This window comes from Mesorhizobium sp. 1M-11, assembly GCF_001303895.1.
GTDB lineage: Bacteria > Pseudomonadota > Alphaproteobacteria > Rhizobiales > Rhizobiaceae > Mesorhizobium.
Genome location: NZ_LJSD01000058.1, coordinates 39,902 through 54,933, shown reverse-complemented (window position 1 = coordinate 54,933; position 15,032 = coordinate 39,902). Strand labels below are relative to the sequence as shown.

At 60.8% G+C, this 15,032-nt stretch carries 16 protein-coding genes; 9 read left to right on the top strand and 7 right to left on the bottom strand.

What is annotated here, in order from left to right; genetic code table 11:
• The first annotated feature begins 114 nt into the window (after positions 1–114).
• Positions 115–384, top strand: a complete 270-nt coding sequence (locus AO692_RS25955; protein WP_054312967.1) for a hypothetical protein — start codon at positions 115–117, stop codon at positions 382–384.
• Between the two features lie 73 nt (positions 385–457).
• Here AO692_RS25955 and AO692_RS25950 read toward each other — a convergent pair whose 3' ends face one another.
• From AO692_RS25950 to AO692_RS25935, 4 genes are all read right to left on the bottom strand, one after another.
• Positions 458–1,015 (bottom strand): hypothetical protein, encoded by a 558-nt coding sequence (locus AO692_RS25950; RefSeq protein WP_054312966.1) that lies wholly within the window; start codon positions 1,013–1,015, stop codon positions 458–460.
• 101 nt (positions 1,016–1,116) lie between these two features.
• Positions 1,117–2,187, bottom strand: coding sequence for a TIGR01620 family protein (locus AO692_RS25945; protein ID WP_054312965.1), 1,071 nt, complete (start codon positions 2,185–2,187; stop codon positions 1,117–1,119).
• On the bottom strand, positions 2,184–3,659 hold the full coding sequence (locus tag AO692_RS25940; RefSeq protein ID WP_054312964.1) for a YcjX family protein: 1,476 nt from the start codon (positions 3,657–3,659) through the stop codon (positions 2,184–2,186). Before AO692_RS25940 ends, AO692_RS25945 begins: the two co-directional genes overlap by 4 nt.
• Before the next feature lie 96 nt (positions 3,660–3,755).
• Positions 3,756–4,259, bottom strand: a complete 504-nt coding sequence (locus tag AO692_RS25935) for a histidine phosphatase family protein (protein WP_054312963.1) — start codon at positions 4,257–4,259, stop codon at positions 3,756–3,758.
• A gap of 250 nt (positions 4,260–4,509) precedes the next feature.
• On the opposite strand from AO692_RS25935, the gene dksA reads away from it, so the two are divergent.
• Positions 4,510–4,926 carry an RNA polymerase-binding protein DksA gene (gene dksA / locus AO692_RS25930; RefSeq protein WP_054312962.1) on the top strand — a complete coding sequence of 139 codons (417 nt, stop codon included), beginning with the start codon at positions 4,510–4,512 and terminating at the stop codon, positions 4,924–4,926.
• An 82-nt stretch (positions 4,927–5,008) separates the two neighbouring features.
• On the opposite strand, the gene AO692_RS25925 is transcribed toward dksA, so the two are convergent.
• Positions 5,009–5,734, bottom strand: coding sequence for a flagellar biosynthetic protein FliO (locus AO692_RS25925; protein WP_054312961.1), 726 nt, complete (start codon positions 5,732–5,734; stop codon positions 5,009–5,011).
• A gap of 238 nt (positions 5,735–5,972) precedes the next feature.
• Here AO692_RS25925 and AO692_RS25920 point away from each other — a divergent pair, with 238 nt between their 5' ends.
• Positions 5,973–8,600 (top strand): ATP-binding protein, encoded by a 2,628-nt coding sequence (locus AO692_RS25920; RefSeq protein WP_054312960.1) that lies wholly within the window; start codon positions 5,973–5,975, stop codon positions 8,598–8,600.
• A 145-nt stretch (positions 8,601–8,745) separates the two neighbouring features.
• Here the strand turns inward: AO692_RS25920 and AO692_RS25915 are convergent, their stop codons facing one another.
• Positions 8,746–9,051 carry a ribbon-helix-helix domain-containing protein gene (locus AO692_RS25915; protein ID WP_054312959.1) on the bottom strand — a complete coding sequence of 102 codons (306 nt, stop codon included), beginning with the start codon at positions 9,049–9,051 and terminating at the stop codon, positions 8,746–8,748.
• 234 nt (positions 9,052–9,285) lie between these two features.
• Here AO692_RS25915 and AO692_RS25910 point away from each other — a divergent pair, with 234 nt between their 5' ends.
• From AO692_RS25910 to AO692_RS25900, 3 genes are all read left to right on the top strand, one after another.
• Positions 9,286–9,681, top strand: coding sequence for a VOC family protein (locus AO692_RS25910; protein WP_054312958.1), 396 nt, complete (start codon positions 9,286–9,288; stop codon positions 9,679–9,681).
• A gap of 83 nt (positions 9,682–9,764) precedes the next feature.
• Positions 9,765–10,295 carry a twin-arginine translocation signal domain-containing protein gene (locus tag AO692_RS25905; RefSeq protein ID WP_054312957.1) on the top strand — a complete coding sequence of 177 codons (531 nt, stop codon included), beginning with the start codon at positions 9,765–9,767 and terminating at the stop codon, positions 10,293–10,295.
• Between the two features lie 41 nt (positions 10,296–10,336).
• Positions 10,337–11,908 carry a GMC family oxidoreductase gene (locus tag AO692_RS25900; RefSeq protein WP_054312956.1) on the top strand — a complete coding sequence of 524 codons (1,572 nt, stop codon included), beginning with the start codon at positions 10,337–10,339 and terminating at the stop codon, positions 11,906–11,908.
• A gap of 83 nt (positions 11,909–11,991) precedes the next feature.
• On the opposite strand, the gene AO692_RS25895 is transcribed toward AO692_RS25900, so the two are convergent.
• Entirely contained in the window at positions 11,992–12,387 is a 396-nt protein-coding gene (locus AO692_RS25895; protein WP_054312955.1) for a hypothetical protein, read from the bottom strand.
• A gap of 317 nt (positions 12,388–12,704) precedes the next feature.
• Here AO692_RS25895 and AO692_RS33420 point away from each other — a divergent pair, with 317 nt between their 5' ends.
• The 3 genes from AO692_RS33420 (at position 12,705) to AO692_RS25885 (ending at position 14,997) form a co-directional block, all read left to right on the top strand.
• Entirely contained in the window at positions 12,705–12,881 is a 177-nt protein-coding gene (locus AO692_RS33420; RefSeq protein WP_162839673.1) for a hypothetical protein, read from the top strand.
• Between the two features lie 101 nt (positions 12,882–12,982).
• Positions 12,983–13,993 (top strand): hypothetical protein, encoded by a 1,011-nt coding sequence (locus tag AO692_RS25890; RefSeq protein ID WP_152979971.1) that lies wholly within the window; start codon positions 12,983–12,985, stop codon positions 13,991–13,993.
• A gap of 5 nt (positions 13,994–13,998) precedes the next feature.
• Positions 13,999–14,997, top strand: a complete 999-nt coding sequence (locus AO692_RS25885) for a hypothetical protein (RefSeq protein WP_152979970.1) — start codon at positions 13,999–14,001, stop codon at positions 14,995–14,997.
• The last annotated feature ends 35 nt before the right edge of the window (positions 14,998–15,032 follow it).

The following is a 15,032-nucleotide window of genomic DNA, read 5'->3' as shown; positions in this document are numbered from 1 at the left end:
AAGGGCTGTACGTTGGTGAGTTGCAGCAGGCCTCAGTGGCGCGCTATGGACGACGAGGGCTGGGGCTATAAACGCAGGGCGGACGGGATCGTCGCCACTATGGAGAGGACTACCATGAAGAAGATTGTGCTGGCTGTTGTCGGCGTGGCGGCGCTCGGTCTTTCAGCCTGCTCGAAGGCGCCCGAATGCACCGCCGAGGTCATCGGCAAAAAGACCCAGGAATTGACGACCGCAGTCCAGGAATCTGTGACCAAGAACCCGGCCAAGGCTTCGGAATGGGCGGCCAAGGTCCAGGAAATCGCCACCAAATATTCGGGTTCGAACAACCAGGCCGACGCTTGCAAGGCCTATGACGAAATCATCGCCGAAGTGAAGAAGGGCTGATTGCTCATTCTTGCACCTTGTGCACGGTGAAAACGAAAACGGCGGCCATGGCCGCCGTTTTTTTTGGGGGGCGTCAGTTGCGGGCGATTGCGCCCACGGCCACTCCATCGACGCGCTTCAGGTTCATGCCGATCACCGGAACCATCTGTTGGTCGACCTTCACCGATACGGTGACGATCATCGAATTGTCGTTGGGCACGCGGGCCTGCATGACGCCGCGGAGCTGATTGCGGTTGATGGCGAAGACCACCTTGCGATTATCGACGACATTGCCGGAAATGATGTCGAGCCCCGAGCCCGATGAACCGCCCATGAAGGAGCCCTTATAGCCTTCGCGCCCCTTGCGCTCGACCGTGGCGCCCATCTTCTGAGAGAAGACGCCGACGCGGCAATCGCCATCCAGCGACATGCCAATCTTGCTGCCCTCGGGTGTGGAACCTTTGAAATTGCAGGTAAACTTGGTTCCCTTGTATTTGCCGGCAACGATTTCACCCGGTCCGACCCACTGTCCCTCGACCGATTGGAAGAACTGCTTGTCGCGGTCGGCACTGGATGCCGAGGTGGCCCCGGCAATCGAGGCAACAGCCGCGAGCGTGAAGGGCATGGCGGCAGACAAGAGCATGCTTTTCATGGATGACACCCGGCAACGAGGACGCTGTGTTGAAACCAGGCCAACCATGAAGAAGATTGGTTAATGCTTCGTCACCTGCTCGCGCCTGAAGGGCGGAAAACCTAGGAATTGGCGCCGCTACCGCGGTCCTTTCCACCGGCGAAGGAGGTCAGCGCGGTAAGGAAATCGCTCATGCCGGGCCGTTTGACGGCGGTGAAAGGCAAGGGGCGGGCGGTTTCCATGGCGGCAATACCGATTCGTGCCGTCATCATGCCGTTGACCACACCTTCACCCAGTTTTGCCGACAGCCGGGCAGCCAGGCCGTGACCGACGATCTGCTGGACAAAGCTGTCGCCGACGGCGATCGAGCCGGTAACGGCGAGATGCGCAAGCACGCTGCGGGCAAGCCGGAAAAAGCCCAGCGTGCCTGGACGGCCCCCATAAAGCTCCGAAAGGCGTCGGATCAGCCGTCCGGCCTCGAACACGACATAGGCGACATCGACCAACGCGCGTGGGCTGACTGCGGTTACCAGCGACACGCGCTTGGCCGCGTCCAGAATCATCGTCTTCGCCTGAGCGTCGAGAGGGCCGAGGATTTCGGTTTCAGCCAGTCGGACGAGATCGCCGCCGTCAATGATCTCGCCGCGCAGTTCGGCCAGTGCGCGGCGGCCGGCTGCAGTCTGAGGTCGGGCCGCGACGAAGGCGGACAGTTCGTCGACCACCGCGCGTGCCGCGTTGGGATCGTCGCGGGCAATGGCATCCAGAGCGCGGCTTTGCAGCTTTTCCACCTTGGCAAGTCGCGCAATCGCAAGGAATTCGCGGGCCAGGATGACCAACAACGCCAGCAGAGCAACCATCGCCACGCCGGCGGCCAACCAGCCCAGCCAGTCGGCACGCGTGAATAGGTCACGGATCAGCCGGTCCGTCCATAGGCCTATGGCAAGCGATACCAGGATGCCGATGGCGCCAAAGAAAAGATTGGCAAGAAGCGAACGTTTGCGCGGTGCCGGCGCAGGGGGCGGTTCGGCGGCGACCAGGTCCGGCTCGTCGAAAACGTCGACTGCATCAGGCACGACGACGGCTTCGGCTTTCATCGCACGCGGTTTGCGCGTTGCTTCCATCGACTTCCCGATGGGCTTCGGCGCGGCTTCCGGCTCGATGCGGAACGCCGCCGGCTTGCGGGACGTGGTCATGCGAGGCGGTCTCCGATCAGGAACTGCAGGGCACGGTCAAGACGGATGTGGGGCAGCGACAATGTCACGCCCTCGGCGGTGCGCTCGAGTTTCGGTGGCCGGAAGCGCACGAAGCGGATGGCGGGATCAGGCTCGCCGGCCTGGTCCGTGGCGAGTTCCTCGAAAACGGCGTCAACACTTCTTGGTAAGTCACCGGGAAATATAGCTGTTTCGGTGTGTCCATTGAAAGTCTCGTCACCGATCCGTTCGCCTTCCAACGGTGTGCCGATGATTACCGGCAAGGTCTCGCCACCTTGCTTGACCGTACCTTCACGGGTGGCGCGAACAGCTGCCATCGCAACGACATCGACGGCAGCGCCGGTGAAACTTGCCTTGGCTATGGCGCGATCGGCGAGACGCCGCACGATCGCCTGCAGGCGATCATGGCTTTCATGGTGCAGATGGTCAGCCTTGGTCGCCGCGATCAGGATGCGATCGATGCGACGGGCGAACCAGTCGGTCAAAAAGTTGCCGCGCCCCGGACGGAAGCAGGCGAGAATCTCCGTAACGGCGCGTTCGAGATCGGCCATCGCGGCAGGCCCGGCGTTCAGCGCCTGCATGGCATCGATCAGCACGATCTGGCGGTCGAGACGGGCGATATGCTCGCGGAAAAACGGCTTTACCACATGCGTCTTGTAGGCCTCGTAACGACGCTCCATCATGGCATGAAGCGAACCGGGTCTCGCCCGCTTTCCTGCGATTCCGGGCAGTGGCGCAAAGGTCAGTGCCGGAGAGCCTTCGAGGTCGCCGGGCATCAGGAAACGACCGGGCGGCAAGGTGGAAAGCGCGCGCTCATCGAGTTTGCACGCCTTGAGATAGGCCGAAAAGCTTTCAGCCAGCCGCCGCGCCGTCAGTTCGTCGGCATCCGCGTCAGGCACTGCGGTCGCCGAAAGCGCGCGCCATTCACGGGCGAGGTCGGCGCGAACCGGCAGCGCAGCCAGTTCGAACGCTTCGTTGGAGAAATCGGCGAAGGATTTGCCGAGCAGCGGCAGGTCCAGCAGCCATTCGCCTGGATAGTCGACGATGTCGACCGAAAGTTTCCCAGCCGAAAACATCCGGTTCCAGCCGGAGGCCGATTCGAATTCGATGGTCAGTCTCAGTTCCGAAATGGCGCGTGTGGAGTCTGGCCATATGCGCTGATCGACCAGCGCAGCGATATGGTCCTCGTACTGGAAGCGAGGGACCGCGTCGTCCGGCTGTTCTTCCAGGAAGGCGCGCGCGATACGCCCGGACTTTTGCGCGTCGAATAGCGGCAGGCGTCCACCATGCACTAGGTTGTGGACAAGGGCCGAGATGAAAACCGTCTTGCCTGCGCGGGAAAGTCCGGTGACACCGAGCCTGATCGAAGGCTGTAACAGACCCGCAGCACGGCCGGTCACGGTGTCCAGCGCGATGCGGGCCTCATCGGAAATGGTGGTCAGCGATGAAGCCAATCGGTGTCTCTCGCGCTCCGCTCGTCCTGTCACCCGCGCTATGCGGGAACCCCGATATAGGCTGCGGCGGACGGCTTTTGAATGGCTGTCGCGTCGTCAGACCGTAACGGGCGTCAGAAACGCTTCCAGATAACCCTTGCCCGGCGCTGCGTTCGTCAAGCTGCCATCGAAACGGACAACCGCAAGCCCTGAGGTCGGGAAGCCGTGTTCCAGTGTTGCGCGCGCGCCTTCGTCACCGTCGCTGGATACAGCCATGGCAAGGTCTTCCATCATCGGATTGTGACCGATGACCAGGAGAGAACCGTAGCCGCCGTGGTCCCGTATGATCTCCAGGTAGCCGGCGGCGTCCTCGCTGTAGAGTTTGTCGAAATAGAGCACGCGGCCGGTATCGGTGTGGCTGGCGATGCCGCCGAGGGTCTCGCGGGCTCTGAGTGCGCCGGAACATAGCGTCAGGTCCGGGACATAGCCATGAGCGCGCATGGCGGTTCCTATCATCTCGGCATCGGTAACGCCGGAAGGGTCGAGCGCCCGGTCGAAATCGCGTGTACCGGGCGCTGCCCATCCAGCCTTGGCGTGCCTGAGAAGATAAAGTTTCGCCACGCAGATCCCTTTCCAACCGGCGCCGTCCGCCGATCCTACGGTTAAGAATTAGCCAGCCGGAAGCCTCGACGCAACGGCTGGCCTGTTGGCAGATATGCCAAGAACGGTACGACCTGAGGTTGACCGCCAACATGGCGGTGTGGGGCAGGGCTTGTATTAACAAATGCGTGACGGCACGACGGATTGCGCTTGTTAAGCAATTGCGTCGCGAATATATAGGCGCCAAATTTGGGGCAGTCGGGTGAGTCGAATGAGCGAAATAGTAGCTTCCGATTACGTACCCTCCGAAGACGAGCCGTTCATGAATGAACGGCAAAAATCATACTTTCGGCATAAGTTGATTACCTGGAAGAATGATATTCTGCGCGAGGCGCGCGAAACTCTCGAAATCCTTCAGCAAGAAAACGCCAACCACCCGGACCTCGCCGACCGAGCATCGTCGGAAACGGACCGGGCGATCGAACTGAGGGCCCGTGACCGTCAGCGCAAGCTGATCTCCAAGATCGACTCCGCTTTGCAGCGTATCGATGAAGGCACTTACGGCTACTGCGAGGAAACAGGTGAGCCTATCTCACTGAAGCGCCTCGATGCCCGCCCGATCGCTACGTTGTCGATCGAAGCGCAAGAACGCCACGAGCGCCGCGAAAAGGTCTACCGCGACGATTGATGCCTATTTGCGTACTATTTTGTCTTCGGAGATTTGGCCGGCTTAGCCGGCCATTTTCTTTGGCGGCGGGCGACTGCGCCGATCACCGCTTATGGCTGGAAAGCTCGCCGAGCAGTTTCGCCATCTCGTCGTCCAGCGATGGCTGCGCCTTCGCATTCGTTTTCACCGGCGGCACGTCGTCCTCTTCCAGCGAAACTTCGAGTTCGTGCATCAGCGCGTCGTCGAGCGGATCTTCCACCGGCTCCGGCGGGGCGCGAAATGGCGGTTCGGCACGGACGGGCTCCTGGCGTGCCGCGGCTTGCGCGGCGGGCTGCTGAACCTTCGGCGGCGAAGACAATGGCAAGGTTGGTTCGCGATGTGGTGTGGGTGTGCTGGACGCGACCTGCTGGCGCGGCGGTTCAGGGCGGCGCGCTGGCGCAGGTGCCGGTTGCGGCTGGCGCTGCTCACCAGACGCCCGCGCTGCTGCCTGCTGTGGCGGGGCATCACCGGTCAAAACCGGGCGGCGCGACGGCACCATGCGGATGTCGCGCTCGACCACGACGTCCGTCGGTCCGCCGATAAGGATCAGATGTTCGATGTCGTCGCGGCGCACAAGGACAAGGCGGCGGTGGCTGTCGACGGCGGTGGCGTCCATGACGGCCAGGCGCGTCTTCCGGTTCTTTCCGCCGGCGACGTAGGTGCCGAAGGTCAGACCGCGTATCAGCCTGACGATGACCAGCAGGATGACGAGCAGGACCAGGGCCGCGAAGGTCCACAGAATGGCAGGCGCGTAGTTCGGCCCTGCCATGCTTTCCAGCCAACTCAGCATAGATGTCCCCAAAAATGATCCGGCCCCCAGCGTCGGCGACACTAAAGGCGGTGTTCGGTTGTCGCAAGGCGCGTTTCGCGCTTTGTGAACAGGGTGCAGCGGAACGTCTTCGGGTTAGCGCCGTGATGGCGTCGTTTTTGGCGTACATTTGCCAGCAGGGTCTTTTCCGGGCAGGGAGAATATGATTCAACCGGGCGAGTCGGGGCGCCGGTGGCTGGAATTGGTGAGCAGGGGGCATATGGCCAAGGAAACGGGCGGCGAGTTTTATCCCATGCCGATCGTCGACCAGGGTACACGGCCGGGCGCAGTCACGCGGCTTATCATCTTCATGGTGGTTCTGGCTGTAGCTGCCGTCGTCTTCGGCATTTTCCGCGAACGTTTCGGCGATCCGTTTTTGCTTGGCATGCTGGGCGTGCTGGCGATGATTGGCGTCGGTTTCCTGTTCGCGACGGCGATCGGTTTCGTGCAGATCGCGCCGCGCTCGACCAGCGACGAGCTCTCGAAGGCCTTCGTCGATTCCATGTCGCAGGGACTTTTGGTGACCGATGCCAAGGATCGCGTCATCTACGCCAACCGTGCCTATGCCGACATGACAGGCGCGACCTCCGCCGCCGACATCAAGACCGTGGAAGGGCTGCTTTCCGATATTCCCGAAGCAACCAGCACCATTTACCGGCTTTCCGCCGGCTTGCGCGACGGACAGGCTGGTGACGGTGAATTTCGCCTGGCGCAATCGGTCCGCCCGGGTGCCGAACCCGGCGCCCGCTGGTATCGCACGCGGGCGCGCACGTTCTCGGTACCGGGCCTGCGCCAGCCCCTGTCGGCGTGGCAGCTCGCCGATATTTCGGTCGAACGCGCCGAGCAGGAGCGTTTCTTTCTCGATCTCCAGCAGGCGATCGACCATCTCGATCACGCGCCAGCGGGATTCTTCGCCGCCGACCAGGATGGCCGCGTTACCTATATCAATGCCACCTTGGCCGAATGGCTGGGCATCGATCTGGCATCCTTCACCCCGGGCGTGATTGCGCTTTCGGATATCGTCGCCGGCGATGGGATGGCGCTGATCCGCTCGGTGCGCGCCGATCCCGGCACCACGCGCAACGCCGTGATCGATCTCGACCTCACCACCATGGCCGGCAAGGCGCTGCCGGTGCGCTTCATGCATCGCGTTTCGGCGAGCCGCGAGGGGCTGAACGGTCCCAGCCGTACCATCGTGCTCAACCGTACTCAGGGTGAGGATGCTTCCGCCCAATTGCGGGCTTCTGAAATCCGCTTCACCCGTTTCTTCAATTCGACGCCGATGGCAATCGCCGGCGTCGATCATGACGGCCGCATCCTGCGCACCAATGCGCCGTTCCTGTCGCTGTTCTCGCCCGCGGTCGATCGCGATGCGCTCGACCGCAAGGTGCGACTCGACACGGTCATCCATGAACGTGACAGGCCGGCCTTTGCCGCCGCGCTTGAAAAGGCACATCAGCGTCAGGCTGAGATCGCGCCGATCGACACGGTCCTGCCCGACAACGAGGAGCGCCATGTCCGCTTCTACGTCAACGCCGTGGCTGATGGCACCGACGGCGACGGCGCCGAAGAGGCGGCCATCGTCTATGCCGTGGAGACCACCGAGCAGAAGGCGCTGGAAGGCCAGATGGCGCAGAGCCAGAAGATGCAGGCCGTGGGCCAGCTCGCCGGTGGCATCGCGCATGACTTCAACAACGTGCTGACTGCCATCATCATGGCATCCGACCTGCTGCTGGCGAACCACCGTCCGTCGGACCCGTCTTTCCCGGACATCATGAACATCAAGCAGAATGCCAACCGGGCGGCATCGCTGGTGCGTCAGCTTCTGGCCTTCTCGCGCAAGCAGACATTGCGGCCGGAGGTGCTCAACCTCACCGATGTGCTGGCCGACCTGCGCATGCTGCTTGCCCGTCTCGTCGGCAACAACATCAAGCTCAAGGTTGATCACGGCCGCGATCTCTGGCCGGTCAAGGTCGATATCGGCCAGTTCGAGCAGGTGGTGGTCAACCTTGCCGTCAACGCCCGCGATGCCATGCCTTCGGGTGGTGATCTCGCCGTGCGCACCAAGAACATCACGGCCAACGAATGCGCCGCCTTTTCGTATCGCGAACTGCCTGCCGCCGATTATGTCGTCGTCGAGGTCGAGGACAGCGGCTCGGGCATTGCACCGGATGTGCTGAAGAAGATTTTCGAACCCTTCTTCACCACCAAGGAAGTGGGCAAAGGCACGGGTCTCGGTTTGTCGATGGTCTACGGCATCATCAAGCAGACCGGTGGTTTCATCTTCTGCGATTCCGAAGTCGGCAAGGGCACGACCTTCCGGATTTTCTTGCCGCGCCATGTCGCCGAGGCTGCAAAGCAACCGGTCGAGGGCAAGCCGGGCGATACCAAGGTCGCGGCAGACGGCTCTGTTGCGGCCGAACCCGCCAAGAATGGCGACGCAGCCAAGGCCGGCGATGCCAAGGACCTCTCCGGCTCGGCCATCGTGCTGCTGGTCGAAGACGAGGACGCCGTGCGCATGGGCGGTGTGCGTGCGCTCAAGTCGCGCGGCTATACCGTGCACGAGGCGACATCGGGCGTCGAGGCACTGGAGGTGTTCGAGGAACTCGAAGGCAAGGTGGACATCGTCGTCTCGGATGTCGTCATGCCCGAAATGGACGGACCGACGCTGCTCGGCGAATTGCGAAAGCGCCAGCCGAGCATCAAGTTCGTTTTCGTGTCGGGTTATGCCGAGGACGCCTTCGCCAAGAACCTGCCGGCTGACGCCCAGTTCGGCTTCTTGCCGAAGCCGTTCTCACTGAAACAACTCGCCACCGTGGTGAAGGACGTTCTCGAGGGTAAGTCTTAGAGCAATTCCAGGAAAAGCGTGTAACGGTTTTCCGTCCGGAATTGCGTAAAAACAAAGAATTAGAGCGTTCCCGCGTTTCCGCGAAAGACGGAAACGCTCTAGGGCCGCCGCCCGGCCGGATGGAACAGGCGGCTTTTCCGAAACCTCAGGCCGCCTGGCGGCGCAGCGCTTCGAGATCTTCCGCGCAAGGGCGGTGGCCGCGCAGATAAAGCGCACAGGTCGTGCGCAGCATCGAGGCGAAGTTCGGGATTTCACCATTGATCTCAATGGCTTCGTCGTAGAGTTTCGAGATGAATTTCGGCGTCGTCAAGCCTTGGCTATCGGCAATCTCGTCCAGCAATTCCCAAAAGGTGGCCTCGAGTTGAATGCTGGTCGAATGACCGGCGATGCGGATCGACCGATTGATCTGGCGATACCCTTCCGGGTCCTGCCCGGCAAACACCCTGCACATCGAAAACCTCCCGTCTGTTCTTGTTACCCATTGAAGCGCGTCGCGCTGCAGGGCTTTCGAACCATCTTCCGCCGAAAACACCAAGCCGGCAATCGGACTTTAGGCCGCGACGCAACACCAGAATCGTCAAAACCATAGGCGAGAGCATGGATTTGCGCGTGGTAACGGGCTGCCACCAAACTCTTTTCGCCGGGCGCATAATTCTTGCCAGTCACGACGCGAACGGAGCTTTTCTTGGCCAAGGCAATCCACACCATGATCCGGGTTCTCGACGAGGCCCGCTCTGTCAAATTCTACAAGGAGGCCTTTGGTCTAGACGTTGCTGAACGGCTGGATTTCGAGACGTTCACGCTCGTTTATCTCGCCAACCCGGAAAGCGATTTCGAAGTGGAACTGACCGTCAACAAGGGCAGGGTGGAACCCTATGCGCTTGGCGACGGCTATGGTCATTTCGCCGTGTCTGTTGCCGATCTCGATGCCGAACACGATCGTTTCGGCGCGCTCAGTCTCAATCCGAAGAAGATCGTCGAATTCAATCGAGACGGCACGCTTTTGGCCCGCTTCTTCTTCGTCGAGGACCCCGACGGTTACAAGATCGAGGTCCTGCAGCGCCACGGCCGCTTCAAATAGGAGGAAAAGCCGTCGCATCCAGGGAGGGGTGCGACGCCAGCCACAGCGCCGGGAGGCGCACATAGCAAGCACGGGAGGAAAAAATGGTCACGATCTATGAGGGCAAGCCTGGCTTGTCACGCCGCGAGCTTCTGAAGCGCGGCGGTATCGGCGCGCTGCTGGTTGTTGCCGGCAACGCCGTCATCAGCCCCGAGAACGCCTGGGGCCTGGAAACTGCGACGCTGAAGCCCGAAACCATGGCGACACTCATCCAGATGGCGCGCGATATCTATCCGCACGATCAACTGGCCGACAGGTTCTATGCGATCGCCGTGAAGGGCCATGACGAGCAGGCCGGCAAGGATAGCAAGCACAAGGAGCTGATCGAGGCCGGTATCGCCGATCTCGACAAGCGTGCAGGCACGAGTGGCTACCGCGGCCTCGGATGGGAGGAAGAGCGGGTCGCTGTGCTCAGGGCCATCGAGACGACGCCGTTCTTCCAGGCGGTGCGCGGTGGGCTTGTCGTCAGCCTCTATAACCAGAAAGAGATCTGGCCGGTGTTTGGCTACGAGGGCGAGTCCTACTCGAAGGGCGGCTACATCAGCCGTGGCTTCGATGACATTGAGTGGCTCTAAGCCACGCCGTACGACACCAGCACGAAACATGGGAGGAAACCATGGCAGCACCATTTGACCTGAAGAATGATGACGTGGTCGTCATCATCGGCTCGGGTGCCGGCGGCGGCACGCTCGGCAACGAGCTCGCACAGAAGGGTATCGACGTCGTCATCCTGGAGGCCGGCGGCCGCTATGAATATGACGACTTCATCAACGATGAATGGGACAGCTTCGCTCAACTCGCCTGGAAGGATATGCGCACAACTTCAGGCGATTGGCGCGTGGCGAAGGACTTTCCCAATTTGCCGGCCTGGATCGTCAAGGCAGTTGGCGGCACCACCACGCATTGGGCTGGTGCTTCGCTGCGGCTCCAGGAACACGAATTCAAGACGCTCACCACTTACGGTAAAATCGAAGGCGCCAATCTGCTCGATTGGCCCGTCACCTTGGCCGAGCTCGAGCCATATTACGCCAAGGCCGAGGACAAGATGGGGGTGACGCGCACGAACGACATTCCAGGTCTACCCGGCAACAACAATTTCAGGGTGTTGAAAGCCGGTGCCGACAAGCTTGGCTACAAGGAATGTCACACCGGCCGCATGGCCATCAATTCGCAGCCGCGCGATGACCGCAATTCCTGCCAGCAGACCGGATTCTGTTTCCAGGGCTGCAAATGGGGCGCCAAGTGGTCGACGCTGTACACCGAAATCCCCAAGGGGGAGGCGACGGGCCATCTGGAGGTACGGCCGAATGCCATGGTCATCAAGATCAACCATGATGCGTCGGGCAAGGCAACCGGCGTCGTCTATGCCGACAAGGACGGCAAGCTGCAGGAACAGAAGGCGCGCATCGTTGCTGTTGCCGGCAATTCGATCGAAAGCCCGCGTCTGCTGCTCAATTCGGAATCGTCAAAGTTCCCGCATGGACTCGCCAATTCCTCGGGGCAGGTGGGCCGCAACTACATGCGGCACACCACCGGCTCAGTCTACGCCATCTTCGACAAGCCGGTGCATATGTATCGCGGTACCACCATGGCCGGCATCGTGCGCGACGAGGCGCGCAACGATCCATCGCGTGGCTTCGTCGGCGGCTACGAACTGGAGACGCTGGCGCTCGGGCTGCCGTTCATGGCCGCTTTCCTCGACCCGGGTGGTTGGGGGCGTTCCTTCACCACGGCACTCGACCACTATGATCACATGGCGGGTCTTTGGATCGTCGGCGAGGATATGCCGCGTGCCGAAAACCGGGTGACGCTGCATGCTTCCGAGAAGGATGCCCACGGCATGGCGGTCGCTAACGTCCATTTCGACGATCATCCTAATGACACCGCAATGCGCGATCATGCCTACAAGCAAGGCAGGGCGATCTATGATGCAGTGGGCGCGACTCGGGTCTTCCCGACGCCGCCTTATCCTTCCACACACAATCTCGGCACCAATCGCATGAGCGAGAAACCGGAGGATGGGGTCGTCAACAAGCATGGCCAGACACACGACATCAAGAACCTGTTCGTGTCCGACGGCAGCCAGTTCACCACCGGCGGTGCCGAGAATCCGACGCTGACCATCGTCACGCTTGCGATCCGGCAGGCCGACTACATCGCCAAACAGATGGCCGCAAAGACGATCTGAAAACTCCCGAGCTCGCGCGGGGCACTCTGAGTGTTCCGCGCTCTTTTTCGAGAATATCGGAAGGATAGCGGACTCTCCGGCCTTCAAGGCTTGCGGATCGTGCAGGTTGCCGCACTGAAAGCACCGTCCGGCTGACGCATGACGATGTCGAAGGACGCATCGGCCGGCTCGTCGGCTGTCACCTGGGTCACCGATATGCCATTGCCGCCGGCGGTGAAGCCGCCGAGGGGGCCGAGCCAGCTGATCTCGCCATTTTTGTCCATCTCGTAATTATACCCCTGCATCACCGGCCCATAGCTTGGACCGCTGTAGACGCGTCCCTTGATGGTGATGTCGCCGAGGCTGAGGAAAGCGCCGAGCAGATAGACCTCGCAATGATAGCTGCCGTCGGGAAGCGTGCCGTCGGCTATGGCGGCGTGCGCCCCGCCGGTCAAAAGCCCCGCAGCCAAGAGCGAAAGTACATAGAGGTAACGCGTCATCGACCAATCCGAATGCGGCTAGCGCATGCTTGCACCATTTTTTCGACAATGCCGCAACATCGCCGAATGTTGGCTCTTGCGCAAAGTCCACCGTTCAAATCATATATTGATGACTGCTAATATTGCTACGCTTTGGCCGAGCCATGGTATCCTTCGGTCGGCCTTGGTGAGTCGGCCATATTTTCCGCGTCAAACTTGATTTGGGGGCAGATCGAGGAAGACCTCGTCGGCGCGGGCAAGTTCCGCGCAAGCGATCCACTATAGTCTTTCTTCCGAGATCTGGGCGTTACTGGGCGCATCGGGCAAGGGACGGGCCGGTGGAGACGTTTTTCGAAGACTACCAGAAACGGCGCCTCGTGGAGCGCGTCGATATCCTGACTGCGATCAACATCCTGAAATCGCAGGGTTATGACGAGGACGAGATCATTACCGAGATCACCCGCGTCTTCTATGTCGATCTGGATGAATACAACGATCTGGTAAGAGCAGCCTGAGGTTGCTCTATGTTGCGTACGCCGTTTGGCGTACGCCGGATGATCTGCCGATCGCCGCATGGGATCATGCTACCGTAGTCCATCCAGCGGGGGCTCGCGGCGTGAAACATCTCATTCTCGTTCACGGCAGGGATATCAAGCCAGCCGGCTCGGCACTGGCCAATCTGGCCAAGCGCGCCATCGTCAGGGGATTGCAGCGGACGGGACGAGTCGACATAGCGGACAGCATCGAAAGCGGTGCTGTCAAATTCACAAGTGCTTACTACGGTGACATCACCAACCGTATCGAGGCTTCCTACGATGCCAAAACCGCCGCCCTGCTGACCGCGCAGAACGAGCCGATCTACGATTTCAAACCATGCTTTCCCGCCGGCGCGCTGGACGCTGCCTTTGCCTTGACCGACGCGCTGCGTACCTTCAACAAGGCAACCTATCGGCATGTGCTCGACATTGCCGAGGACTGGCGTTTTCTCGACGAGGCGATACACGCAGCCTCCATGTTCGGCGAACTGCTCACTTTCGGCCTCGTCAACTCGCTGGTCGAAGTATCGATCAAATGGGATCTCGCCGTCTATCTTACATCGCAGCGTGTCGGCTCTGATATCCGCGCGCGGCTGCAGGATGTGCTGAAGCAAGCCCTGGCAGAGGGTGATGACGTCTGTCTCGTCACCCACAGCATGGGCTGCATGGTCGCCTATGACGTGTTCTGGAAATACTCGTTCCGGTCCGAATACGAAGACAGACGCGAGGACGGCGCGAACCCCGTCAAGCTGTGGCTCACATTAGGCTGTCCGCTCGGCGAAATCGGCATTCGGCGCAACCTGCTCGACGCCGTTGCGCTGGAGGAGGAGAAATATCCGCGCAACCAGTTCCTCGACTGGATCAATGTCCATGCCGAGGATGATTTCATCGCGCATGCGCAAAGCATGCGCACGGCCTTTTCAAGCATGCGCAGCAAACATTACTGCCGTTCGATTACCGACAAGAAGATCTACAACTGCTGGCACTATCGAGACGCTTCAGGCGGTCAGCTTGTCTCCAATCCGCACGATCTCTACGGATACCTGATGAACCAGGACACGGCCAAAATCATTGCCGGCTGGGCGGGATGAATTTGATGATCTCGAAGAAAACGCAAAGCCCGCCGATCAAGCTTGCCGAACTGCGCAAACGCTGCAAGGAAGCGTCGCTGAGTGAGCAAGAACTCACCGACTATTTCCTGGCCGACGAAGAACACAGCAAGCCCTTCGCGCCGGCCTTGAAATTCAACGAAGCGCTCGTGGATGTCGGCCGCGCCAGGCCAAGCCCTGAGGCAATCTCCAGACTCTACGCCGAGGCAACACGAGCGCAAGCGCCACTCCCGAAGAAGCCACGCCAGCTCACGCAGACGCTTCGCAAGGCGGCACGCACCAAGCTGCTCGCCGAAGGCGATTCCTGGTTCAATCTGCCCGACTATATCTATCCCAAGACTGCGATCGATTTTCTTGGCAGCGACTATGACTTCAATGTCAGCAACATAGCCCTCTGGGGCGACGAACTGGAGGCCATGGTCAGGGCGAAGCAGTACCGCCAGCCGCTGCGTTCCGGTTTGTTCGGCCATTTCCTGTTCTCAGGCGGAGGCAACGATGTTCTGGGCTCCATTCCGACCTATGTGAAGCCGCGCAAGGCGGGTGATACCGATCCCGCGCACGCCGCCGACTACATCAAGGCTACTTTTTCGCAGAAGATCAGCCAGATGATGGGCTTTTACCGCACGCTGGCCAACGATGCGCGCGACGCCACCGGCGGCCGTGTTGTGCTTTATGTACACGGCTATGCCAACGCCATCCCGAAGAAAGGTGGGCACTATCTGGGTGATCCTCTGGATGCGCTCGGCTTCGATCCTGTCGACCATGCGCCGCTGTGCCGGGCGATCGTTGCTCGCATGGTGGAGCTGTTCAACATCGCCTTGCAGTCCTTCGCGCAGGGTACGGCGCATGTCGTCTACAACGATATGAGGCCTGTCATGACCGTGCGCGACTGGCATCGCGACGAAATCCATCCGAACGAATCCGGTGCTAAAAAGATCGCAAAGGTCTTTTCCGAAGCGGTGCGAGCCAACACGCCAATCGTTTGACGATCCGACTTGCTCCTGCCTGCCGTGATATGGCG

What these genes read in the sequence shown, in the direction of transcription:
- AO692_RS25955 (WP_054312967.1), top strand. Translation starts at nt 115, where the DNA reads ATGAAGAAGATTGTGCTGGCTGTTGTCGGCGTGGCGGCGCTCGGTCTT.
- AO692_RS25950 (WP_054312966.1), bottom strand. Translation starts at nt 1,015, where the DNA reads ATGAAAAGCATGCTCTTGTCTGCCGCCATGCCCTTCACGCTCGCGGCT.
- AO692_RS25945 (WP_054312965.1), bottom strand. Translation starts at nt 2,187, where the DNA reads ATGACCACGTCCCGCAAGCCGGCGGCGTTCCGCATCGAGCCGGAAGCC.
- dksA (WP_054312962.1), top strand. Translation starts at nt 4,510, where the DNA reads ATGAGCGAAATAGTAGCTTCCGATTACGTACCCTCCGAAGACGAGCCG.
- AO692_RS25925 (WP_054312961.1), bottom strand. Translation starts at nt 5,734, where the DNA reads ATGCTGAGTTGGCTGGAAAGCATGGCAGGGCCGAACTACGCGCCTGCC.
- AO692_RS25920 (WP_054312960.1), top strand. Translation starts at nt 5,973, where the DNA reads ATGGCCAAGGAAACGGGCGGCGAGTTTTATCCCATGCCGATCGTCGAC.
- AO692_RS25915 (WP_054312959.1), bottom strand. Translation starts at nt 9,051, where the DNA reads ATGTGCAGGGTGTTTGCCGGGCAGGACCCGGAAGGGTATCGCCAGATC.
- AO692_RS25905 (WP_054312957.1), top strand. Translation starts at nt 9,765, where the DNA reads ATGGTCACGATCTATGAGGGCAAGCCTGGCTTGTCACGCCGCGAGCTT.
- AO692_RS25900 (WP_054312956.1), top strand. Translation starts at nt 10,337, where the DNA reads ATGGCAGCACCATTTGACCTGAAGAATGATGACGTGGTCGTCATCATC.
- AO692_RS25895 (WP_054312955.1), bottom strand. Translation starts at nt 12,387, where the DNA reads ATGACGCGTTACCTCTATGTACTTTCGCTCTTGGCTGCGGGGCTTTTG.
- AO692_RS25885 (WP_152979970.1), top strand. Translation starts at nt 13,999, where the DNA reads ATGATCTCGAAGAAAACGCAAAGCCCGCCGATCAAGCTTGCCGAACTG.